The sequence below is a fragment of the Cryobacterium shii genome (assembly GCF_004402595.1).
GTDB classification, from domain to species: Bacteria; Actinomycetota; Actinomycetes; order Actinomycetales; family Microbacteriaceae; genus Cryobacterium; species Cryobacterium shii.
On record NZ_SOFY01000034.1, the window covers coordinates 1 to 20,500 of the forward strand.

Here is a 20,500-nt window from a genome sequence, read left to right on the forward strand (position 1 = left end):
CGCACCGCCAGCCGCCGCACCCGCCGCGCCCCCCGCGGCGACGCCCCTGGCAGCCGCACCGGCGACCGTTCCACCGCCGCCGGCCCGGCCCGCGGTCGCCCCCGCCGAGACCAGCCTGAATGCCCTCACTCTCGCCAAAGGCATCCTGACCGACCAGCTCAGCAGCCTGCCCAGGCTGCTCGGCCTGCTCGCCGCGGTCGCGTACATCTCCTACCGCATCGGCCGCCGCGCCGGCGGGCGCTAGGCCGTCGGGTGAGCACACCGGAAAGGTTCCACCGCAATGCGTGAGGTCCTGGATCCCCTGCTCGCGGGCTGGCACACCGGCGGCGCCGCCGCGCTCGCCACCGTCGTCCGCACGTTCAAGTCCGCGCCGAGACCGGCGGGAGCGTCGATGCTGGTCTCCGAGGACGGCACCGTCGTCGGCTCGCTGTCCGGCGGGTGCGTCGAAGGCGCCGTCTACGAACTCGGTTCCCAGGTCATCGAGGACGGCCGGCCCGTTCTGGTGCGGTACGGGATCAGCGACGATGACGCGTTCTCAGTCGGCCTCACCTGCGGCGGCATCCTCGATGTCTTCGTCGAACGCGTCAACCGGGAGAGCTTCCCGGAACTGGCCGCGGTGCAGCACGACATTGCCGGCTCCCTGCCGGTGGGAGTCGCGACCGTCATCGAACACCCCGACGCCACCTGGCTGGGCCGGCACCTGATCGTGCGCCCGCACGGCTTCGACGGCGACGTGGGCTCGGAGCATGCCAACCGCGCCATCAGCGATGACGCCCAAGGGCTGCTCGCCGCCGGCCGGAACAGCACGCTCACCTACGGCCCCGATGGCGAGCGGCGCGGCGAAGGAATGCGGGTCTTCTTCAACAGTTACGCCCCCCGCCCGCGAATGCTGGTCTTCGGCGCGATCGACTTCGCGGCGGCACTGGCCCGCCTGGCCGCTTTCCTCGGCTATCGCGTCACCGTGTGCGACGCCCGCGCCGTGTTCGCCACGGCGGCGCGATTCCCCGACGCCGACGAGGTGATCGTCGGTTGGCCGCACCGCTACCTCGCCGAGCAGCTGGCCGCCGGCCTCGTCGACAACCGCACGGTGCTGTGTGTGCTCACCCACGACCCGAAATTCGATGTGCCTCTCCTGGAGGTGGCCTTGCGAAGCGAGCAGTTCGCCTATATCGGTGCGATGGGCTCGCGGCGCACCCACGAGGACCGCCTGGCCCGGCTGCGCGACGCCGGCCTGGACGAGGCGGAACTGGACCGGCTGCACAGCCCGATCGGGCTGGATCTGGGCTCACGGACACCGGAGGAGACGGCCGTGTCGATCGCAGCCGAGATCATTGCCCTGCAGTGGGGTGGCAGCGGTGAGCCGCTCAGCGGTCTGGTCGACCGCATCCATCACGACGACCAGGACGAATCGGTCCCGCCCCTGGCAGCCCCGGCGGCGCCGGAATAGCCTGCGCTATTCGCGCATTCCGAACCGCGCGTGGATCGGGTGCATCCATTTCGGCGCCCACCAGAGGCTCCGTTCGAGGGAGGTCATCACGGCCGGAACCACGATCGTGCGCACCAGGGTGGCGTCCAGGAGCACGGCCACGGCCAGGGCGATTCCGATCTGCTTCATCTGCAGCAGGTCTCCGGTGGCGAAGCCGGCGAAGACGATCACGATGATGAGAGCCGCCGAGGAAATGATCCGACCCGAGCTCTGCAGACCCGTCTCGATGGAACGGCGGGTGCTCTCCCCCTGCTCGTGGTGCTCCTTGATCCGGGCGAGCAGGAACATCTCGTAGTCCATCGCCAGGCCGAACCCGAAAGTCAGCACCAGGGTGAGCACCAGGGGGTCGACGCCGGCTATGGTCGCGGCGTCGAAGTTGAGCAGCCCGGCCAGATTGCCCTCCTGAAAGCCCCAGACCAGGATGCCGACGGATGCCCCCAGGGAGATCACGCTCACCACGAGCGCGGTAAGCGGAATGACCACGGATCCGGTCATCAGGAACAGGAGCACAAACGTGGCGCCGCCGATGATCAGGGCCGCCCAGGGAGCCCCGCGGAGGAGCGAATCGGTGTAGTCGACTGACGCCGCATCCGTTCCGCCGGCCCAGTTGTCGAACGCGGGCCGATCGGCCCTGATTTCGCGGACGACACCGGGCCCCTCGTTCTGGTCGACGCCGACGCGGGACACCCAGTACCCGTTCACCTGGGCCGGGGGCGTGGTCCCGGTGACGTGCGGCAGGGCGGCAACCTCCTCCGTCCAGGCCGCGGCGGAGGCTTCGTCGGTGGCCGCCACCAATTGCACCAGCGGCGCGCTCGCCAGCGGGAAGTGGTCGTTCAGCGCCGTGACGAACTCGTACTGCGTCGAAGCCTTCGGGATCGCGTCCGCGCCGCCGCTGGACACGTTCATGTTCAGGACCGGGCTGCCCAGCAGGAGCAGCACGGCGATGCCGCCCAGGGCCACGAGCGCGGGTGCACGCTGCACCAGACGGGTGAGCCGGGAGAAGACGCCCTCCGGTGGTGCGACGTCGCCGAAGCGGGTCAGGAGCGTGCCCAGGCCTGGAATGCGCGTCAGCACGCCCGGCATCAGCAGCCGCTCGCCGAAGAAGCCGAGCAGCGCCGGCACGAGCACGAGGGCCGTCAGGATCGCGATCAACACCACCGAGACCGCGCCGATGGAGATCGCACGGATGATGGTCGGCTCGAAAACGAGCAGGCCGACCGTGGCGATGGCGAAGGTCAGGCCGGAATAGAGCACGGTGCGGCCGGCCGTGTCGACCGTGACACCGACGGCCTGCAGCATCAGCTCGTGCCGCTCCGTGCGGGTTTGCTCGCCGACCCGCGCGACGAGGAGCCGGAACTCCTCCCGGAATCGGCTGACGATCAGCAGCCCGTAGTCGATGGACAGGCCCAGGCCGATCACGGTGATGACGTTGAGGACCGTGGTGTCGATCTCCATCAGGTGGCTGAACACGAAGAGGGCGCCGAGGGCGCCGGCGATGGAGGCGAGGGCGCCGATCAGCGGGATGCCCGCGGCCAGGAACCCGCCGAAAATGATGAGCATGACGATCAGGGCGATCGGCAACGCGATCAGCTCGCCCTTCTGCAGGTCTGCTTCCGCCACGGCCACGAGCGAATCCATCAGCAACGGGGTGCCGCCGACCTCCGCAACCGCGTCCGGTTCGACCTGCCGAACCTCGTCGGCCGCTGTGCCCAGGCGGCGCTCGACGTCGGTGAGCACCCGATCGCTGGGGTCCCCGTCGGTCGTCGTCATTTCCACGTTCAACAGCAGACCGGTGCCGTCGGGAGCCAGCAGCGGTGCCGCGGCGGGGTTCGGCTGCCCATCGGGAAGCGGCGGGATGGTCAGCGGGTTCACCACCGAGGTGACACCGTCGATCTCGTTCAGGTCCAGGGTGGCCGAGGAGAGGATCCAGACCAGTTCGGGAGCGGACAGGTCGACGCCGTGGATGAGCAGCGACAGGGACTCCGTTTCGTCGGCCGCGGGGTCCTGCAACAGGTCCGCGGCCTGACTGGCCTCGCCCGCGACGGACGGCCCGGCACTGGAGAGTCGCTGGAACAGGCTCTCCCCGGTGACCCCGAACAGCGCGGTCGCCACGCAGGCCCCGATCAGGATCACCCACGCCAGCAGTGCGCTCAGTCGATGGCGGGCTACGAAGACACCGAGAGCGCGAAGCATGGTCGCTAGTCCTCCTGTCAGTGGGCGGCTACCGCCAAAATACTCCCTCGCTCGCCTCCCGGCGGCCCGGCCCCCCGTCTTTCGATACCGAAGACCCGGAGGCCAGGGTGTAAAGTCAGAACTCAGCCCCACATACCCTTGGGGGTATCTTCCGGGTTGGCCTGAACGCTCTCCTGGCCAACCGAAAGGCACCTCATGAAAATCGTCGTCGTTGGTGGAGTCGCAGCCGGCGCCTCCGTGGCCGCGCGCGCCCGTCGTCTGGACGAGTTCGCCGAAATCGTGGTTCTCGAACGGGGCCACCACGTCTCGTTCGCCAATTGTGGTCTGCCCTACCACGTCGGCGAGGTGATCACCGATCGCAGCCGCCTCCTCTTACAGACGCCGGAGAGCCTGCGCGAATCCCTCGACATCGACGTGCGCGTGGGCCATGAGGTCACGGGGATCGACCGCACCTCACAAACCGTGACCATCCGCGAGGTCGACAGCGGACGCGAATACGTCGAAAGCTACGACGCCCTCGCGTTATGCCCTGGCGCCGAGCCGTTGCGGCCTCCCCTGCCCGGCATCGACCTGGCCGGCGTGCACGTTCTGCGCCGGATCGGCGACATGGATTCCATTAAAGCTCAGCTCGATTCCGCCCTCGTCCAGACCAAGCTGGGCGCCCGCGGCCCGGTTCGCACCGTTGTGATCGGCGCCGGGTACATCGGGCTGGAGATGGCCGAGAACCTCAAGCACCGCGGCGCCGTCGTCGACGTCGTCGAGATGAGCGACCAGATTCTGCCCCCGCTCGACCACGAGATGTCGGTTCCGGTGGAACACCACATCCGCAGCCGGGGCATCACCCTGCACCTGTCCACCGCCGCCGCCGCTTTCACCGCCCGCACAGGCGGGGGGCTGAACGTGGAACTGACCGACGGCAGCGTCCTCGAAGCCGACCTTGTCATCCTCTCGGCCGGGGTGCGGCCGAACACCGCCCTCGCGACAGCGGCCGGGCTGGACATCGGTCCGCGCGGCGGAATCACCGTCGACACCCACATGCAGACCTCCGACCCGCACATCTGGGCGGCCGGCGACTCCGTGGAGACTCCGCACACCGTGCTGCCCGGGCAGTGGCTGGCCCCCCTGGCCGGCCCGGCCAACCGCGAGGCTCGCGTCGCCGCGGAGAACATCTGCGGGCGCACGACCGAATACAAGTCCACCCAGGGCACCTCGATCGTGAAGGTCTTCGACATGGTGGCCGGCGGTACCGGCGCCACCGAGCGGCAGCTCCTCGCCGCCGACCTGCCCTACCGGGCCGTGCACGTGCATCCGTCGGGTCACGCCGGCTACTACCCCGGAACCGCCATGATGCAGCTCAAGGTGCTCTTCGCCCCGGAGACCGGGCGCATTCTCGGCGCTCAGGCCGCTGGCTTCGACGGTGTCGACAAACGCCTCGACGTGCTCGCCACGGCGCTCCGCGCCGGCCTGACCGTCTACGACCTCGAGGAGCTCGAGCTCGCCTACGCCCCGCCGTTCGGCTCGGCGAAAGACCCGGTGAACATGGCCGGGTTCGTCGCCAGCAACGTTCTGCGCGGTGACCTCTCGCTCTGGTACGCCCAGGACTACCCGGCAGCGACGTCAGGCGCGCGCCTGATCGACGTGCGCACGCCCGAGGAGTTCTCGATCTGGCACCTGCCCGGGGCCGAGAACGTACCGCTCGGCACCGTCCGGGAGGCCTGCGAGAACTGGGATCGGTCGACTCCCCTGCGCCTGTACTGCGCGGTCGGGTTCCGCAGCTACCTCGGCTACCGGGCACTCGTGCAGCGGGGCTTCACGGATGTCGCGACCCTCTCCGGCGGCTCGGACACCTTCCGGTCCTGGCACGAGGTGAAGCCTGAAAGCGACGAACCACCCCTGCCGATGACCTCGTATGCCGAGTCGGTCGACATCGTCGCCGCAGCGGCGGCGACCGCGGCCCTGGCCCAGGGCACGGGCGTGCGCGTGGATCTGGATTGCTCCGGCCTGGCCTGCCCCGGCCCGATCATGAAACTCTCCGAGAACATTCGGTCGCTGACCCCGGGAGACGAGATCGTCGTACACGTCTCCGACCCGGGCTTCGCCAACGATGCCCCGGCCTGGGCCAAACGAAACGGCCACCAGCTGCTGGCGATCGAACCAGAGGGACCAGGCTACGTCGCCACGATGCGGAAGGGCGGAGCGGTCGTCGCGACCGCCCAGAACGTGGGTGTTCCGGCGGAGAAGAAGCCCGGAAAGACCTCATTCGTGGTGTTCTCCGGCGACCTCGACAAGGTCCTGGCCGCCTTCATCATCGCCAACGGTGCGATCGCCATGGGCGACGAGGTGTCGATGTTCTTCACGTTCTGGGGCCTGAACTCGTTGCGACGTCCGGACGCGCCCAAGCGCGACCGCAAACTGATGGACAAGATGTTCGCCACGATGATGCCTGCCGGCGCCGGCAGCATGCCCCTCTCGCAGATGAACATGCTCGGCGCCGGCGCCGCTCTGATCAAGAAGGTCATGAAGGACAACTCGGTCGCCTCCCTGCCGGACATGATCTCATCGGCCCAGGCCGGTGGGGCCCGCCTCATCGCCTGCACCATGACGATGGACCTACTGGGCATCGCCCCGTCGGACCTGATGGAGGGCGTGGAGCTCGGCGGCGTGGCGACATTCCTCGGTGAAGCCTCAGACTCGACCACGACGCTGTTCATCTAGCCCGGGTACGTGACGGTGAGGGGCCCGCCCGGTCTCCTCACCGTCAGCCCCGTGGAATGGGGGTTCAGGGAGCCTCGTCCACGATCCCGATGAAGCGGCTGCCGATGCCGTCGACCTCCGTGCGGCTGAGCCCGGCCGCCGCATCCGGGAGCTCATCGGAGCCATGAAAGTCGCAGGTGAGGTATGTGAACTCGGGCCACCACTTTTTCGGGCGTGCGGCCTCGGTGTACCCACAGACAGCGCACCGGAGTTCCACCCAGACCGGTTTCTTGCCGGTGCGGTTGGCCCGCGACTGCACCAGCCAGGCGGGAGGGTTGCGCTCGATCTCGGCAAGTTCAGCCTCGGACATCCGCGCCGGGAGTTCGTGGCGGTGTGCCATCTCGAGCGGGATGTCAAGGCGCAGGGCAGCCATTCGTCTCGTAATCATGTCGATTAAGAATAGGCGCTGGCCGGTGTCCGTGTCCCCCGGGCCGGGTATCCTCAGGCGCAAGGGGTCCGGCGCAAACCTGGGAGGGTGAGATGACCACCACACCGACTCGGCCGACGCACGAGAGCCAGCGAATGTCGACGGCCAGCCGAACAGCGCTCATCATCGGGTTGTCCCTGATCGCCGTTGCGACGGTGCTGGGCGTGATCCTGGTCGCTACCCTGCTCCGCGGCACCGTGGGCGGGTCGTTCGAGAGCGCCCGGAACGTGGAGGCGGGGGCCCGGGTGCTCGCCGACGTGCCGAACGCGTCGATCGACCTCCGACCCAGCACGGACGGCCAGGTGCACGTGGACGCCCGCGGAACCTACTTCGGTGCGACGCCCACGCTGTCCGTGACGACGTCCGATGATGTCACGACCATCACCGGGGGCTGCCCGAGGCAGTGGTTCGGTTACTGCTCCCTGCAGCTGAAGGTGACGATGCCGGCTTCACTGCCACTCACCGTGACCTCCCAGAACGGCGGGCTTTCGGCCTCCGGGCTGACCGGCTCGCAGAAACTCGTCACCACGAACGGCGGGATCCAGATGACCGGGACCCGCGGCGACGTCGAGTTGATCACGACCAATGGCGCGATCCGGGTGCTGGAGTCCGCCTCGCGCCGTGTGAACGCCACCACGACCAACGGGAAAGTCGAACTGGACTTCGCCGCACCGCCGTCCGCGGTCGTGGCCCGGAGCACGAACGGCACGGTCACGGTGCGTGTTCCGGGTGACGACACGACCTACGCCGTCGACGCGCACACGACCAACGGCACGATCGAGAGCGGTTCGGTGCCCACCGATCCCTCGTCACGGCGCACCATCACGGCGTCCACCACCAACGGGAACGTGACGATCAGTCGGCGTTGACCGGCCGCGACTGACCGGTCGTGAAAGACTGGGACCATGTCTGACGCCCCCTCCCCCCTCGGCCTGCTCCTCGACGTGGACGGGCCCATCGCCAGCCCGGTCACCCGCACCGTCGCCACCCCGAGCATCATCACGGACCTGATCCTCCTGGCCCGCGCCAACGTGCCGATCGCGTTCATCACCGGCCGTTCGGTCGCCTTCATTCGGGATGAGGTGGTTTTGCCGCTCCGCGCCGCCGGCCTGCCCGAGACCATGCGCATGTACGGCGTCTGCGAGAAGGGCGCCGTCTGGTTCCCCATCACCGCCGCCGGCATCGGTGAGGTCGTCGTCGACGACAGCGTTACGCTGCCCACCCCGGCGGTCGAGGGCATCCGCGCTCTCGTCGCCGACCGATTCAGCGACACCATGTTCTTCGACGAGACCAAGCAGGCCATGGTTTCGGTCGAACAGCGCACGGATGCCGACCACGCCGCCTACCAGGTCGCGGCCGCGGACTTCAACGAGGCCGCGTTCACCCTGCTCACCGGGCTGGGGCTGGGCATCCGTTTCGGCGGACGGGTCCACCCGGACGCGCACGGTGCCGTGCCATTCCGGATCGACCCGACGATCATCTCGACGGACATCGAGTCCGTCACCCTCGACAAGGACCACGGCGCCAGGCGGGCACTGGACTTCTTCTCGGTTTCCGGCCCGCTCCCCCGGGTCTGGCGCTCGGTCGGGGATTCCCGCAGCGACTACCTGATGGCCGATCACCTGCACGCCGCCGGCTACGACGTCTCCCATGTGGACGTGCGGCCCGCGGACGGCATCCTCGAGCGGCCCTACCCGGTGATCGTGGAGGGTGACCTCGTCCACGACGCGGCCGGAGCACAGTTCCTCGGCTCCTGGGTGGACCGGCTCGGGCTGCGCTGAGCGCTGCTCCGAACGGGCTAGTCCACGCTGAAGCGGATACCGTCCTGCAGGCGGCTCCGCAGCTCGAAGACCTTCTCGAAACTGCCGCGTTCCATGCCGGGCAGGCCTTCCCGCAGCAGGCCGATCAGGCGGGACCTCGGCACGGTGACCACGGTCGGGCGGCGCCCGCGCCCCGGCACGATGAGCGGGTCCGCCAGTGCGTCGTCGGGCAGCGCGACCACGAGGGCGGTGAACTTGACCCGCAGCTGCTTGGATAGAGCGCGTGCGGCCGCCTCGAAGTCCTGAATCGGAGTGTCGCCCGGTCCGAGGGCGTCGCCGACGAGCTCCCCGCGGCGCAGCTGCACCGGGCCGCCCCAGTCCTCGGACAGGACAGCGAACAGCCCCGCCGGACCGAGCACGACGTGGTCCACCTTGGCTCCGGACAATCCCGCGGCCACGTCATGCCAGGCAGTGAAGCCGATACCGAGGGCGGAAACGAGCTGCGCCGTGGACTCCTCGGCCAGCGCCTTGGCGAGGAAGTGGCGGATCTCCCGCGGCGCCGAGCGGATCAGGGCCGGGGCGTAGGGATCGTCGATGGAGGTGCCGCGTCCGGCCCACTCGCGGAGCAGATCCAGGTAACGCTGTCGAGCGAGGCCGCCGGGGTGGCCGTACATCCGGGCGCGCAGCCCGGTGCGGGTGGCCTGACCCCGCGGAGCAGCAGAAGACGCGTACACCGTGCTCTCCGGCTCGGCCCCGGAATCGGGGTAGCGCATCCGGTCGTAGGCCGCCCGGGCGTCCGGGGTCCCCACGCGTTCCCAGGCCACCTGGCCCCGGTGGAACGCAGCGGCGTCTCCCCCGACATCCGGATGCGTGCGGCGCAGGAGCCCGCGATAGGCGCGCCGCAACTCGTCGTCGCTCGCGGTGGGGCTGACGCCCAGCACCTCGTAGGGTGACGCCGCGGCCGGGCTCTCTGACATCCTCGCGGTCTCTTTCAGCGTTGGTGCGGTCGACAGGGTGTGGCCGTGTGGTGCAGTCGGCCGATCGTTCGTCCAGACTACCGATCCTGGCTGGCATATCGCCGGGCGCGCCGGGTGCGCCCGCCGAACGTGGTGACGATTCCGTGCGACGATCAGCGTATGACGACGCACGATCGCAGGATCCACCGCTCGAGCACCCGACTGGTGGCGATGTTCTGCGTCGGGGTGCTCGCCGCCACCGGGATGGGCTTCACCAGCGAAGGGGTGATGGCGCCCATCGTCGGCTGGGCAGCCGCCTGCGTGACCTACGTCACCTGGGTGTGGGCGACGATCGGCCCGATGGACAGCAACCTGACGGCCAGCCACGCGACCAGGGAGGACCCCTCGCGCGGCGTGGCGGACATCCTGATCCTGCTGAGCAGCCTCGGCAGTCTGGGCGCCCTGGTCTTCCTGATGGTCCAAACCCACGCCACCACGGGCACGCAACGGGGCGTCCTGGCGGCGGCGGCCGTGCTGAGCGTGGGCCTGTCCTGGGTGCTGGTGCACACCCTCTTCACCCTGCGTTACGCCTCGCTCTACTATGCGGGCCCCGACGGCGGGGTGGACTTCAACCAGCCGGCCCCGCCGAACTACGGTGACTTCGCCTACCTGGGCTTCACCCTCGGGATGACGTTCCAGGTGTCGGATACGAGCATTCAGGACCACCGCATCCGGATGACGGCGCTCCGTCACGGCCTTCTCTCGTATGTGTTCGGCTCATTCATCCTGGCCACCCTGATCAATCTGGTGGCCGGCCTGCTGCGCTGAGGACGGCCCGCTGGGCTGGGCAGCACGAGAACCGGAGGCCTCCCGGATTCAGCCGAAGAACTCCCGAACCGGCAGCCCGGCCACGCCGACGTCGGCGGCGAAAAGCGATCCGGCCAGCGGGTCCTGTCCGGGGTGAAGGTTTTCCCGGGACGTGGTAATAAAGAGCCGGTCCAGGTGCGGCCCGCCGAACGTGCAGGCGGTCACGTTCTGCGCGGCCACCTCGACGATCTCGTCCAGCCGGCCGGCCGGGCTGTAGCGGTGCACGGCGGATCCGCCGTAGAGAGCCACCCAGACGGCACCCTCGCTGTCCACTGTGAGGCCGTCCGGATAACCGGCGCCCGGCGGAATCTCGACGAAGGTGCGCAACCCCGTGAGCCCGGACTCGCGGCTGTAGTCGAGGACCGAGACCCGGCCGGTGGGGGTGTCATTGAAATAGGCCAGGGACCCGTCCGGGCTCCAGTCCAGCCCGTTGGGAATGCTCAGGTTCGACAGGACCGGGGTCACGGTGCCGTCGGGGTCGAGGCGGTGCAGGATCCCGGCTCCGGGCCGCTGGTCGTAGGCCATGGACCCGCAGTAGACGCGCCCGTCCGGGTCGCAGCGCCGCCACCATCCCACCGACATGGCGGCGATGAATCGTGTCTCCGACGAGGGAGAGCACGTCCCCGGCGAACATGAACACCCAGCGCAGGCCACCCCAGGACTCAGACCAGACCGGCCCTTCGGCGTGGAAGGCGACCGGGTCCGTTCTCTGCTCGGCGAGCACGTCCGCTGCCGGGAATCGCTAGTCGCGGAGGATCTGGACCGGGATCGCCACGGCGAGGGAGACGACCAGCACGCCGCCGATGAAGAGCGGGGCCTGGAGCGTGGGCGCCTCGAAGGCGAACCCGAAGAGCCAGAGGCCGAAGGTGAAGACGGCCATCGAGATGATGAAGTAGATGACGTTCATGGTGGGGGCCCTTTCGAACGGTGCCCACGCAGGTTCGCCGGGCCGATGGTTCGAGCGTACCGGTTCGCGGGGTGGAAACCGGGCCGCGGCCCCGGTTACGCGCCCGGGCGGTCGCCGGCCGGCTCGATCAGTTCCGGCCCGTTTCCCCTGATCGGGGCCACCTCGTGGAACCGGAGTGCGTCTGCGGCGTCGCGGGACGCCGCGACGGCCCCGTCCACGAACGATTGGTCTCCCGGAGTGTGCGGGTCCAGCCACTGGTCCCACCATTCCTCCGCGAGGATGACGGGCATGCGGTCGTGGAGATCGGCCAGCGGACCCCCGGCCGCCTGGGTCAGGATCGTGGCGGACAGCACCCAGCGGGACGGGTCGGTGTCGGAAACGGCCGGGTTGCGCCACCAGGAATAGAGTCCGGCCAGGGCCAGCGGGAGGCCGTCATCCGAGTGGATGAAGTAGGGCGTCTTGACGGCGCCGTCCGTGCGCCACTCGTAGTAGCCGGTGGCCGGCACGAGTGCACGGCGGGAGACGACCGAGTCGGCGAAGGACGCCTTCCCACCGACCGTTTCGGAACGGGCGTTGAACGTCGGGAAGCCGGAGGCCAGCTCGGTGGCGAACGACGGAACCAGCGACCAGCGCGCCGCCTCGAGGCGGCGCACGACGTCGCCGGACTTCGCCGACTCGAGCACGATCGGGATCTGCTCGGTGGGGGCGATGTTCCAGGACGGCTCCGGGAGGTTCTCGCCCTCGTGTTCGACGTCGAACATCGCGGCGAGATCGGACGCCGTATCCGTGATGATGAGGCGACCGCACATAGCGACAGGCTACTACCGACCGGCGACGGAACCGTCCTGCCCGTGGCCCGGCACTGTCCAGCACTGGCCAAATCCGCCCCGCCGGGTGAACATGGAGGAAGGCCATTCCCGACCCGGTGGAGGGGTTCCGATGAACACGACGGCGGCAATCGTCCTGGTGGTCCTCCTTCTGCTCGGTGTGCTCGTTCTACTGATGTCGATGCGGGTGATCAAACAGTACGAGCAGGGCGTGGTGCTGCGCTTCGGACGGTTGATCGGCACCCGGTTGCCCGGGCTGACCTTCATCATTCCGTTCGTCGACGTGCTCCACCGGGTGGCCCTTCGGATCGTGACGCTGCCGATCCAGTCCCAGGGCATCATCACCCAGGACAACGTCAGCGTCGGCGTGTCCGCGGTCGCGTACTACCGGATCGTCGACCCGGTGCGGTCCGTGGTCGCGATCGAGGACGTGAAGGCGGCGATCGACCAGATCGCCCAGACCACACTGCGCAAGGTGGTAGGTCAGCACACGCTCGATGAAACGCTCGCCGAGACGAACGTCCTCAACCTCAACATCCGGGAGATCCTGGACGCGCGCACCCTCGATTGGGGCGTCGAGGTCACACTGGTGGAACTCAAGGACATCCTCCTGCCCGACAGCATGAAGCGCGCCATGGCGAAGCAGGCGGAGGCCCAGCGGGAGAAGCGCGCCAAGATCATCAACGCGCAAGGCGAGTCGCTGGCCGCTGCCGCGCTGGGCGAAGCCAGCGACATCATGATGGCCCACCCGCTGGCACTGCAGTTGCGCAACCTGCAGAGCCTGGTCGAGATCGGCGTGGACAAGAACACCGTTGTCGTGTTCCCCGCTCCCCTGATGAGCACCGTCGGCGAGCTGGGCGACTTCCTCGCCCGGGAGACCAAGGCCGCGGACGCGATCGCCCGGGGCATCCGCTAGCGTCGATTCCGGCGCCGCGGGGCGCGGGATCGAGGGTGGCGGAATGAACGGGCGGAACATGCAGGGTCGGAACGTGCAGGGTCGGGACGAAGCGGATCGGTACAGCGCGGATGTGCTCTCACCCGGGTGGCGGGAGGTCGGCCGTACGATTGTTCCGACTCAGGAAGCGACGCCCGATCTCGTGGTCGAGGAGGTGGCGACCGGCTTCTGCGGCGCCGTGATCCGGATCGAGAAGAAGATCGTCACCCTGGAGGACCGCCACGGAAAACTGCGCTTGTTCCCCCTCGGCGGCGGATTCCTGCTCGACGGCCAGCCGGTCGTCCTCGTCGCCCCCAAGCCGCGGACGCCGCAGGGGCGCGCACGCACGGCCTCCGGCTCGGTGGCGGTGACGGATGCGCCCGCACGGGTGGCCAGGGGCAGCCGCATCTTCGTCGAGGGCCGGCACGACGCCGAACTCGTCGAAAAGGTCTGGGGCGCCGACCTGCGCATCGAGGGGGTGGTGGTCGAGTACATCGAGGGCGTCGACAACCTCGAGGAACTCCTGGCGGAATTCCGTCCCGCTCCCGGGCGGCGGGTCGGGATGCTCGTCGACCATCTGGTCGCGGGGTCCAAGGAGAGCCGGATCGCCCAGGCCGTGGCCAGCGGGCCGCACGGCCGGAATGTGCTCGTGGTCGGGCATCCGTACGTCGACGTCTGGCAGGCCGTGAAGCCGGAGCGCCTCGGCTGGGAGGCGTGGCCGGTGATTCCGCGCACGATCGAGTGGAAGCACGGAATCTGCGAGGCCCTCGGCTGGCCGCACGAGGAGCAGGCGGACATCGCCCGGGCCTGGCAGCGGATTCTCGGACGGGTGAGGTCGTACGCGGACCTCGAACCGCAATTCCTGGGCCGAGTGGAACAGTTGATCGATTTCGTGACCGTTGAATAGTGCAGAGTGCCTCACTTTCTGGCGGATATGTGAAGAAACGTAACGCTTTGGAACCGAATCAGCTGACAATCCGGGCAGGAACGAGCGATGTGGGCTAGAGTTAACTCAGTAGTTGTAGTGCTTGCACGTCTTAAAACGCAGTGACCTCGGTCAGTGCGGCGTATTCCTTTCGGAAGCGGACGACGAATACCGCGACGAACGGCCTCGAAAGTCGGGGCCTTTCTAACACTCCTGGAGGAGTTTCAAAAATGGCAACAGGTACCGTGAAATGGTTCAACGCTGAAAAGGGCTTCGGCTTCATCGCTCCCGACGACGGAAGCGCCGACGTGTTCGCGCACTACTCCGCGATCGCCTCGAACGGCTACAAGTCCCTCGACGAGAACCAGAAGGTCGAGTTCGAGGTAACCCAGGGCCCCAAGGGTCCTCAGGCCGAGAACATCCGCGCCCTCTAAATAGCTGCAAAGCTAAATAGCGCAACTGCTCTTCAGGCTTCACGGCCTTACTGAGCTTCGACAACGCCCCTGCTTCGGCAGGGGCGTTGTCTCGTTAAGCCGGACCCTCCTCAGCCGAGGGAGCCGGCGCCTACTTGACCAGGTCCTGCCAGCCGTCACCGTCGACGTACTCGAAGATCAGGTTGGTCTCGGTGTGCGCCACCGCCGGGTGCTCGGCGAGGTGCTCGAGCACGAAGTCCCGCAGGCCGGAGGCATCCGCCGCGGCCACGTGCAGGAGATAGTCGTCGGCCCCCGCAGTGTGGAACAGGCCGATCACTCCGGGCCAGTGCGGTGCCGCATCCCGGAACTCGTCGATCTGTCCGCGGGCATGCTTGACCAGCCGGATCGAGATCAGCGCCTGCAGAGATGCCCCGAGCGCGGCGAGATCGATGATCGCGCGGTAGCCGCGGATGTGGCCGAGCTGCTGGAGCCGGCGCAGGCGCAGCGACACCGTGGATTCCGCAACCCCGATTTCGGCGGCCAGTGCGGCCCCGGAGGCGCGGGCGTTGATGGACAGCGCACGCAGCAGGGCGCGGTCGACGCGGTCGATTTCGGTTTTCTTCGGTTCCATCGGCTCACTCTTTCGTCACTGAGCAGTTTATGCGACGATCGGCCGGGTTTCGGAAGGGTCTGCAGGCCCTATTGCGGACGAGGACAGAATCTGTTTTCGTCTGAGCATGATGCCAACGACGCCGCACCTGGAAACCATCGCCGTGCACGCCGGGATGGAGGGTGTGACCGAGTCGGGTTCCCATGTGCCGGTGATCGACCTGTCCACAACCAATCCCCTGGCCGGGGTGGAGCGCGGCGGCGACTCCTACGAGAATCTGGCCACCGGCGGCGTCATCGGTGCTGGGGACTCCGCGGTGTACCAGAGGCTCTGGCAGCCCGGCGTGGCCCGGTTCGAGACCGCTCTCTCCGCCCTGGAGGGTACGGAGGGCACCGTCGCCTTCGCCAGCGGGATGGCCGCGCTGGCGGCCGTGCTGATCGCATCCGTCGCCGCCGGCACGCCGCACATCGTGGCTCTGCGTCCGATCTATGGCGGGACGGACCATGTGCTGGCCACCGGTCTGCTCGGCACGACGGTCACCTGGGTCGACGCTGCCGGCGTGGCGGCGGCAATCAGGTCCGACACCGGGCTGGTCATCCTCGAGTCGCCCGCGAACCCCAGCCTGGCCCTGACCGATATCCGGGCCGTGGCGGATGCCGCCGGCCGGGTCCCCGTGCTCGTGGACAACACCTTCGCCACCCCGGTGCTGCAGCGACCGGTGGAGGCGGGCGCGACCCTGGTGCTGCACAGTGCCACCAAGTTCCTCGGCGGCCACGGGGACGTGATGGGCGGCACGGTTTCGGGCCCCGAGGACTGGCTGGTGCGTCTGCGGCAGGTGCGCGCGCTGACCGGCGGCATCCTGCATCCGTTCGCCGCCTACCTGCTGCACCGGGGCCTGCGCACGCTTCCCGTGCGCGTGCGGGCCCAGCAGGCCACCGCTGCAGCCGTCGCCGAGGGCCTCGTTGGCCATCCGGCCCTGGCCCGCGTGCTCTACCCCGGGCTGCCCGGGCAGGACCCGCAGAACCTGATCGGGCGCCAGTGCACGGGTGCCGGGTCGATCATCGCGCTCGACTTCGCCGGCGGGTTCGACGCGGCCGTCCGCTTCACCGAAGCCTGCCGGCTGATCACCCACGCGGTGTCCCTCGGCGGGGTGGATTCGCTGGTGCAGCATCCGGCGTCCCTGACCCACCGCCCGGTCGAGGCCGGGGCGCGACCGGGCGCGGGCATCGTGCGCATCTCGATCGGTCTGGAGCACCCCGACGACCTGCTCGCCGACATCCTGGCTGCACTGGACGTGCCTGCCGCCGTCGACCGGGGCTGCGCGGTCCCGCTGCCCCAGGAGGCCGTCGCCTGAGTTCCCGTTCCGGTCGAGAGTGCCCGCTGCGCGGGTCACTCTCGACCGGAACGGGAACAGTGGGCTCAGCTGCGACCGAGGCGGCGGCGGAGCAGGTCGATCCGGTTCTGCAACTGCGTCACGCTGGCCTGCGCCACGGCGGGACCACCGCACTCGCGCCGGAGTTCCGCGTGCACCATGCCGTGCGGCTCCTGGGCCAGCTTCGACCACATGCCCACCAGGCTCGCCAGCAGGGTGCGCTGTTCCTTCAGCGTGCGGTACAGGGGCGGGGGCTCCTCCGGTGCGATCTCGCCGGTGACCGGGTCCTTGCGACGGTCCGTGGAACGCTTGGCCTGCCGGTGCTGTCGCTGGCGCAGCAACTCGGAGACCTGCTCGGGTTCGAGCAGCCCCGGGATGCCGATGAAGTCGAATTCCTCGTCGGTGCCCGGCTCGGCCAGCTCTCCGAACTCGTCCCCGTTGAACATGACCATGTCGAAGGTGGCCTGGGAGTCGATGGCCTGCCAGGTGAATTCCTCGCCGAGGTCGTCGGAGGCCTTGTCCGCCTTGTTCGCGTCGGCGACCATGGCGTCTTCGGGGTTGTACATCCCGTCTTCGCCGTCATCCCGGTTGCTGCGGTCCAGGGCGTGGTCACGCTCCAGCTCGAGCGCATTCGCCAGGCTGAGCAGGCTCGGCACGTTGGGCAGGAAGATCGACGCCGTCTCGCCTCGACGGCGGGCGCGCACGAACCGGCCGATGGCCTGCGCGAAGAACAGCGGGGTGGATGCGCTGGTCGCGTACACGCCCACGGCCAGACGGGGCACGTCGACGCCCTCGGACACCATCCGCACCGCCACCATCCAGCGCGAAGTGCTGTGCGAGAACTCGTCGATCCGGTCGCTGGACTCCTTCTCGTCGGAGAGCACGACGGTCACCGACTCCCCCGAGATCTCCTGCAGGATGGCCGCGTACGCGCGTGCCATGGTCTGGTCGGTCGCGATCACCAGTCCCCCGGCGTCCGGGATGCCGTGGCGCACCTGGGTCAGCCGCGAGTCCGCGGCGCGCAGAACCGCCGGGATCCACTGGCCGGTGGGTTCCAGGGCGGTGCGCCAGGCCTGGGAGGTGATGTCTTTGGTGTTGCCCTCGCCGAGTTTCGCTTCCATCTCGTCGCCTGCGCGGGTGCGCCATTTCATGTGCCCGGCGTAGACCATGAACATGACCGGGCGCACGACGCCGTCTTCGAGGGCGCGGCCGTAGCCGTAGTTGTAGTCGCTCTGGGACAGACGGATGCCGTGCTCGTCGGGCAGGTAGCTCACGAACGGGATCGGCGAGGTGTCCGAGCGGAACGGAGTGCCGGTCAGCGAGAGCCGGCGGGTGGCCGGTTCGAACGCCTCCCGGATCGCGTCGCCCCAGCTCAGGGCGTCCCCGCCGTGGTGCACCTCGTCCAGGATCACGAGGGTGCGGCTGGACTGCGTGAGTTGCCGGTGCAGCGCGGCCCGACTGGCCACCTGGGCGTAGGTGACGGCGATGCCGTGGTAGTGGTTGCCGTAGCGGCCGTTGGCGTTCTTGAAGTTCGGGTCCAGCCGGATGCCCGCCCGCGCGGCGGCATCCGCCCACTGGCGCTTGAGATGCTCGGTGGGTGCGACCACCGTGATGCTGTCGATCAACCGGCGCGCCTTGAGCTCGGCGGCGAGCCGCAGGGCGAAGGTCGTCTTGCCGGCGCCGGGCGTGGCCGCGGCGAGGAAATCGCGCGGCTGATGCAGGAAATAGGCTTCCAGGGCCTCGGCCTGCCAGGCGCGCAGCTTGCCCGCCGTGCCCCACGCGGCGCGTTCCGGGAAGGACGGTGAGAGGTGTTCGGCTGCACTCGTCCCCTGGGCAGGTCCGAAAGCAGGTGGAGTATTCACTTCATAAGAACTTACCCGTTGCGCCGCGCGTTGCGCGCGCACGGGTCGTCGCTCAGCCGGCGGCCAGCTCCCCCGGGTGGGTGAAACGCCAGCCGGGTCCCGGGTCGCTGATCGTGGTGTCGAGCACCAGGGGGACGCTGACGGTGTCAGCGCCGACGGCGAAGTCGACCGTGCCGACGGGGTCGCCGGCGTCGCCGAGGGTGAGCTTCTCGGCCGTCGGCCGGACGGTGATGGGGGTGTCCGACCAGACGATTGCGGAGGCCTCGCGGTCCGTGACCGCCTGGCTCTCCTGTCCCCACTGAGTGCCGTAGTCGGCGTAGGCCGCGCCCTTGTCCGTCAGCTTGACCTGCCGGAAACCGGGTTCGACGCTGTCGATCAGGTCCGCAATCGACTGGTTCAGCTCGGTGTGGGTGTCCCCGCCGAGCATGACGCCGACCAGGGTGACGGTCTTCCCCCCGACCTTGAACTCGGCCGAGAACAGCAGGCAGGCGCCCGCCTCATCCGTCGTCCCGGTCTTGAGACCCGTGACGCCGTGCTTGCCGAGGAGTTTGTTGGTGTTGGTGACGGTACCGATGACGGGCAGGTCGGCGGTTTTCATCGAGACGATCGAGGCGAGAGCGGGGTTCTCCAGCACCAGCTTGCCGATCTTGACCAGGTCGGCGAGGCTGCTCTTGCTGCCCGGCGACAACCCGCTCGTGTCGGCCACGACGGTGTCGTTCAGGCCGTGCGCGGCGAGCCAGGTTTCCGCGGCGGCCAGGTACGCGTCGACGGATCCGAAGGCCCAGACGGCCAGGGAGATGCTGTAGTTGTTCGCGGAGGGCAGGAGCATGGCCTCGAACGCCTGGCGCTGGCTGAGCACCATGCCGGCGGACACCGGGGCGACCGAACCGTTCTCGGCGACGACCTGATAATAGATGTCCACGTCGTCGTCGGTGAATTTGATGTCGGGTCCGGCCTGCTTGGTGGTGAGGGGCTTCTTCTCGAGCACGACGAGGGAGGTCACCATCTTGGTGATGCTCGCAATCGGCACCGAGCCCTGCTCGCCGGTGGAACCGAGGAGGTCGGGGTAACCGACGGCGCCGATCGCCCCGGCGCCCACGCCCGGCCAGTCCAGCTCGGCGGCGGGCTGGGTCAGTTCCGCGGGCTTGCTCACCTCGACGGCCGCGGCCGGCGCCGGGGCCAGCCCCGTGCCGGAGAGGTAGCCGACACCGGAGAGAAGGACCACAAGACCACCCGCAACGGCGAAACGACGACGGCGGTAGATTTGGCCTCGGGTCATCGTCATCCGTCGATTCTACCCACGACCCCTGTGCCGGACCTGCTATACCCTGACCCGCAGGGCGTAGAGGGCCACGGCACTCGCCGAGGCCACGTTGAGCGAATCGACGCCGTGCAGCATGGGGATTGTGACCACCGTGTCCGCGGCGGAGAGCGCCTGGGTGCTGAGACCGTCACCCTCGGCGCCGAGGATGAGCGCCAGGCGTTCCGGGGCGTCACCGGCGAACTGTTCCAGCGTCACGGCATCGTCGGAGAGCGCCAGGGCGGCCAGGTGGAAACCGGCCTCGTGCAGCAGCGGCGCCGCTGCGGCCCACTCCGGCAGCCGGGTCCACGGCACCTGCAGCACCGTGCCCATGCTCACCCGCACGCTCCGCCGGTACAGTGGATCGGCGCAGCGCGGGGTGATCAGCACGGCGTCGGCACCGAGTCCGGCGACCGAGCGGAAGATGGCGCCCACATTGGTGTGATCGACGATGTCTTCGAGAATCACGATTCTGCGGGCATCCCGGATCACCTCGCTCACGGGAGCGAGGGGCGGGCGGTGCATGGCCGCCAGCGCACCGCGGTGCAGGTTGTACCCCGTGAGCCGTTCCAGCACGGATGCGGCGCCGACGTAGACGGGCACGTCCGGCCAGTCCGCCAGCAGGGGCAGCACGTCGGGCAGCCACTGCTCCTGCAGCAGCACGGAGCGCGGCCGGTGCCCGGCGGCAAGCGCCCGGGTGATCACCTTGCTCGACTCGGCGATGTAGAGGCCACTCGCCGGTTCCGAGACGCGGCGCAGGGCCACATCCGTCAGCCTCGAGTAGTCGGCCAGACCGGGCAGGTCGAGGTCTTCAATGTGAACGATCTGCACAGCGGCGGCGCCTTTCCAGGGGGTGAACCTCTCCAGCCTGCCAGTTCCGTCACCAACTGGAAAACCGGCGAGTTTA

Annotated in this window: 19 protein-coding genes and 1 pseudogene; 10 read left to right on the forward strand and 10 right to left on the reverse strand. The window is 68.8% G+C overall.

What is annotated here, in order from left to right:
• Positions 1–244 (forward strand): annotated as a pseudogene (locus E3O49_RS16760) (SRPBCC family protein); the annotation flags it as partial.
• A 36-nt stretch (positions 245–280) separates the two neighbouring features.
• Complete coding sequence (locus E3O49_RS07230; RefSeq protein WP_134404508.1) at positions 281–1,447, forward strand: XdhC family protein; 1,167 nt, start codon at positions 281–283, stop codon at positions 1,445–1,447.
• A gap of 6 nt (positions 1,448–1,453) precedes the next feature.
• Here E3O49_RS07230 and E3O49_RS07235 read toward each other — a convergent pair whose 3' ends face one another.
• A complete protein-coding gene (locus tag E3O49_RS07235) occupies positions 1,454–3,679 on the reverse strand; it encodes an MMPL family transporter (RefSeq protein ID WP_134404510.1) in 2,226 nt (741 codons plus the stop codon).
• Between the two features lie 195 nt (positions 3,680–3,874).
• Here E3O49_RS07235 and E3O49_RS07240 point away from each other — a divergent pair, with 195 nt between their 5' ends.
• On the forward strand, positions 3,875–6,394 hold the full coding sequence (locus E3O49_RS07240) for an FAD-dependent oxidoreductase (RefSeq protein WP_134434778.1): 2,520 nt from the start codon (positions 3,875–3,877) through the stop codon (positions 6,392–6,394).
• Between the two features lie 64 nt (positions 6,395–6,458).
• On the opposite strand, the gene E3O49_RS07245 is transcribed toward E3O49_RS07240, so the two are convergent.
• Positions 6,459–6,821: a hypothetical protein gene (locus tag E3O49_RS07245; RefSeq protein WP_134366424.1), complete on the reverse strand. Its 363-nt coding sequence runs from the start codon at positions 6,819–6,821 to the stop codon at positions 6,459–6,461.
• Positions 6,822–6,913: 92 nt separating this feature from the next.
• Here E3O49_RS07245 and E3O49_RS07250 point away from each other — a divergent pair, with 92 nt between their 5' ends.
• Positions 6,914–7,729: a DUF4097 family beta strand repeat-containing protein gene (locus tag E3O49_RS07250; RefSeq protein WP_134366425.1), complete on the forward strand. Its 816-nt coding sequence runs from the start codon at positions 6,914–6,916 to the stop codon at positions 7,727–7,729.
• A 36-nt stretch (positions 7,730–7,765) separates the two neighbouring features.
• Positions 7,766–8,641: a hypothetical protein gene (locus tag E3O49_RS07255; protein WP_134402366.1), complete on the forward strand. Its 876-nt coding sequence runs from the start codon at positions 7,766–7,768 to the stop codon at positions 8,639–8,641.
• A gap of 17 nt (positions 8,642–8,658) precedes the next feature.
• On the opposite strand, the gene E3O49_RS07260 is transcribed toward E3O49_RS07255, so the two are convergent.
• Entirely contained in the window at positions 8,659–9,597 is a 939-nt protein-coding gene (locus E3O49_RS07260) for a J domain-containing protein (RefSeq protein WP_134451276.1), read from the reverse strand.
• A 159-nt stretch (positions 9,598–9,756) separates the two neighbouring features.
• Between E3O49_RS07260 and E3O49_RS07265 the strand changes: the two genes are divergently transcribed.
• A complete protein-coding gene (locus E3O49_RS07265; protein WP_134366428.1) occupies positions 9,757–10,404 on the forward strand; it encodes a DUF1345 domain-containing protein in 648 nt (215 codons plus the stop codon).
• Between the two features lie 48 nt (positions 10,405–10,452).
• Here the strand turns inward: E3O49_RS07265 and E3O49_RS07270 are convergent, their stop codons facing one another.
• The 3 genes from E3O49_RS07270 to E3O49_RS07275 form a co-directional block, all read right to left on the reverse strand.
• Positions 10,453–11,025, reverse strand: coding sequence for an SMP-30/gluconolactonase/LRE family protein (locus tag E3O49_RS07270; protein ID WP_338144981.1), 573 nt, complete (start codon positions 11,023–11,025; stop codon positions 10,453–10,455).
• Between the two features lie 160 nt (positions 11,026–11,185).
• Entirely contained in the window at positions 11,186–11,350 is a 165-nt protein-coding gene (locus E3O49_RS16535; protein WP_160141051.1) for a hypothetical protein, read from the reverse strand.
• Between the two features lie 95 nt (positions 11,351–11,445).
• Positions 11,446–12,159, reverse strand: a complete 714-nt coding sequence (locus E3O49_RS07275) for an SOS response-associated peptidase (RefSeq protein ID WP_134366429.1) — start codon at positions 12,157–12,159, stop codon at positions 11,446–11,448.
• A gap of 130 nt (positions 12,160–12,289) precedes the next feature.
• Here E3O49_RS07275 and E3O49_RS07280 point away from each other — a divergent pair, with 130 nt between their 5' ends.
• From E3O49_RS07280 to cspE, 3 genes are all read left to right on the forward strand, one after another.
• Entirely contained in the window at positions 12,290–13,093 is an 804-nt protein-coding gene (locus tag E3O49_RS07280; protein WP_134402365.1) for a slipin family protein, read from the forward strand.
• A gap of 43 nt (positions 13,094–13,136) precedes the next feature.
• On the forward strand, positions 13,137–14,018 hold the full coding sequence (locus E3O49_RS07285) for a DUF3097 domain-containing protein (RefSeq protein WP_241975771.1): 882 nt from the start codon (positions 13,137–13,139) through the stop codon (positions 14,016–14,018).
• A gap of 248 nt (positions 14,019–14,266) precedes the next feature.
• Positions 14,267–14,470, forward strand: a complete 204-nt coding sequence (gene cspE / locus E3O49_RS07290) for a transcription antiterminator/RNA stability regulator CspE (RefSeq protein ID WP_035840308.1) — start codon at positions 14,267–14,269, stop codon at positions 14,468–14,470.
• Between the two features lie 130 nt (positions 14,471–14,600).
• Here cspE and E3O49_RS07295 read toward each other — a convergent pair whose 3' ends face one another.
• Positions 14,601–15,080: an Lrp/AsnC family transcriptional regulator gene (locus E3O49_RS07295; RefSeq protein WP_134366431.1), complete on the reverse strand. Its 480-nt coding sequence runs from the start codon at positions 15,078–15,080 to the stop codon at positions 14,601–14,603.
• 106 nt (positions 15,081–15,186) lie between these two features.
• Here E3O49_RS07295 and E3O49_RS07300 point away from each other — a divergent pair, with 106 nt between their 5' ends.
• The gene (locus E3O49_RS07300) at positions 15,187–16,413 is read left to right on the forward strand and encodes a trans-sulfuration enzyme family protein (RefSeq protein WP_134366432.1); all 1,227 of its coding nucleotides are present in this window, start codon (positions 15,187–15,189) and stop codon (positions 16,411–16,413) included.
• 65 nt (positions 16,414–16,478) lie between these two features.
• On the opposite strand, the gene E3O49_RS07305 is transcribed toward E3O49_RS07300, so the two are convergent.
• Genes E3O49_RS07305 through E3O49_RS07315 form a run of 3 tightly spaced genes read right to left on the reverse strand, consistent with a single transcriptional unit; the run spans position 16,479 to position 20,424 of the window.
• Entirely contained in the window at positions 16,479–18,293 is a 1,815-nt protein-coding gene (locus tag E3O49_RS07305; RefSeq protein ID WP_134366433.1) for a DEAD/DEAH box helicase, read from the reverse strand.
• 52 nt (positions 18,294–18,345) lie between these two features.
• A complete protein-coding gene (locus E3O49_RS07310) occupies positions 18,346–19,578 on the reverse strand; it encodes a D-alanyl-D-alanine carboxypeptidase family protein (protein ID WP_241975770.1) in 1,233 nt (410 codons plus the stop codon).
• A 36-nt stretch (positions 19,579–19,614) separates the two neighbouring features.
• Positions 19,615–20,424: a TrmH family RNA methyltransferase gene (locus E3O49_RS07315; protein ID WP_134366434.1), complete on the reverse strand. Its 810-nt coding sequence runs from the start codon at positions 20,422–20,424 to the stop codon at positions 19,615–19,617.
• Positions 20,425–20,500 lie beyond the last annotated feature (76 nt).

What these genes read in the sequence shown, in the direction of transcription:
- E3O49_RS07230 (WP_134404508.1), top strand. Translation starts at nt 281, where the DNA reads ATGCGTGAGGTCCTGGATCCCCTGCTCGCGGGCTGGCACACCGGCGGC.
- E3O49_RS07235 (WP_134404510.1), bottom strand. Translation starts at nt 3,679, where the DNA reads ATGCTTCGCGCTCTCGGTGTCTTCGTAGCCCGCCATCGACTGAGCGCA.
- E3O49_RS07240 (WP_134434778.1), top strand. Translation starts at nt 3,875, where the DNA reads ATGAAAATCGTCGTCGTTGGTGGAGTCGCAGCCGGCGCCTCCGTGGCC.
- E3O49_RS07245 (WP_134366424.1), bottom strand. Translation starts at nt 6,821, where the DNA reads ATGATTACGAGACGAATGGCTGCCCTGCGCCTTGACATCCCGCTCGAG.
- E3O49_RS07250 (WP_134366425.1), top strand. Translation starts at nt 6,914, where the DNA reads ATGACCACCACACCGACTCGGCCGACGCACGAGAGCCAGCGAATGTCG.
- E3O49_RS07255 (WP_134402366.1), top strand. Translation starts at nt 7,766, where the DNA reads ATGTCTGACGCCCCCTCCCCCCTCGGCCTGCTCCTCGACGTGGACGGG.
- E3O49_RS07260 (WP_134451276.1), bottom strand. Translation starts at nt 9,597, where the DNA reads ATGTCAGAGAGCCCGGCCGCGGCGTCACCCTACGAGGTGCTGGGCGTC.
- E3O49_RS07265 (WP_134366428.1), top strand. Translation starts at nt 9,757, where the DNA reads ATGACGACGCACGATCGCAGGATCCACCGCTCGAGCACCCGACTGGTG.
- E3O49_RS07270 (WP_338144981.1), bottom strand. Translation starts at nt 11,025, where the DNA reads ATGTCGGTGGGATGGTGGCGGCGCTGCGACCCGGACGGGCGCGTCTAC.
- E3O49_RS16535 (WP_160141051.1), bottom strand. Translation starts at nt 11,350, where the DNA reads ATGAACGTCATCTACTTCATCATCTCGATGGCCGTCTTCACCTTCGGC.
- E3O49_RS07275 (WP_134366429.1), bottom strand. Translation starts at nt 12,159, where the DNA reads ATGTGCGGTCGCCTCATCATCACGGATACGGCGTCCGATCTCGCCGCG.
- E3O49_RS07280 (WP_134402365.1), top strand. Translation starts at nt 12,290, where the DNA reads ATGAACACGACGGCGGCAATCGTCCTGGTGGTCCTCCTTCTGCTCGGT.
- E3O49_RS07285 (WP_241975771.1), top strand. Translation starts at nt 13,137, where the DNA reads ATGAACGGGCGGAACATGCAGGGTCGGAACGTGCAGGGTCGGGACGAA.
- cspE (WP_035840308.1), top strand. Translation starts at nt 14,267, where the DNA reads ATGGCAACAGGTACCGTGAAATGGTTCAACGCTGAAAAGGGCTTCGGC.
- E3O49_RS07295 (WP_134366431.1), bottom strand. Translation starts at nt 15,080, where the DNA reads ATGGAACCGAAGAAAACCGAAATCGACCGCGTCGACCGCGCCCTGCTG.
- E3O49_RS07300 (WP_134366432.1), top strand. Translation starts at nt 15,187, where the DNA reads ATGATGCCAACGACGCCGCACCTGGAAACCATCGCCGTGCACGCCGGG.
- E3O49_RS07310 (WP_241975770.1), bottom strand. Translation starts at nt 19,578, where the DNA reads ATGACGATGACCCGAGGCCAAATCTACCGCCGTCGTCGTTTCGCCGTT.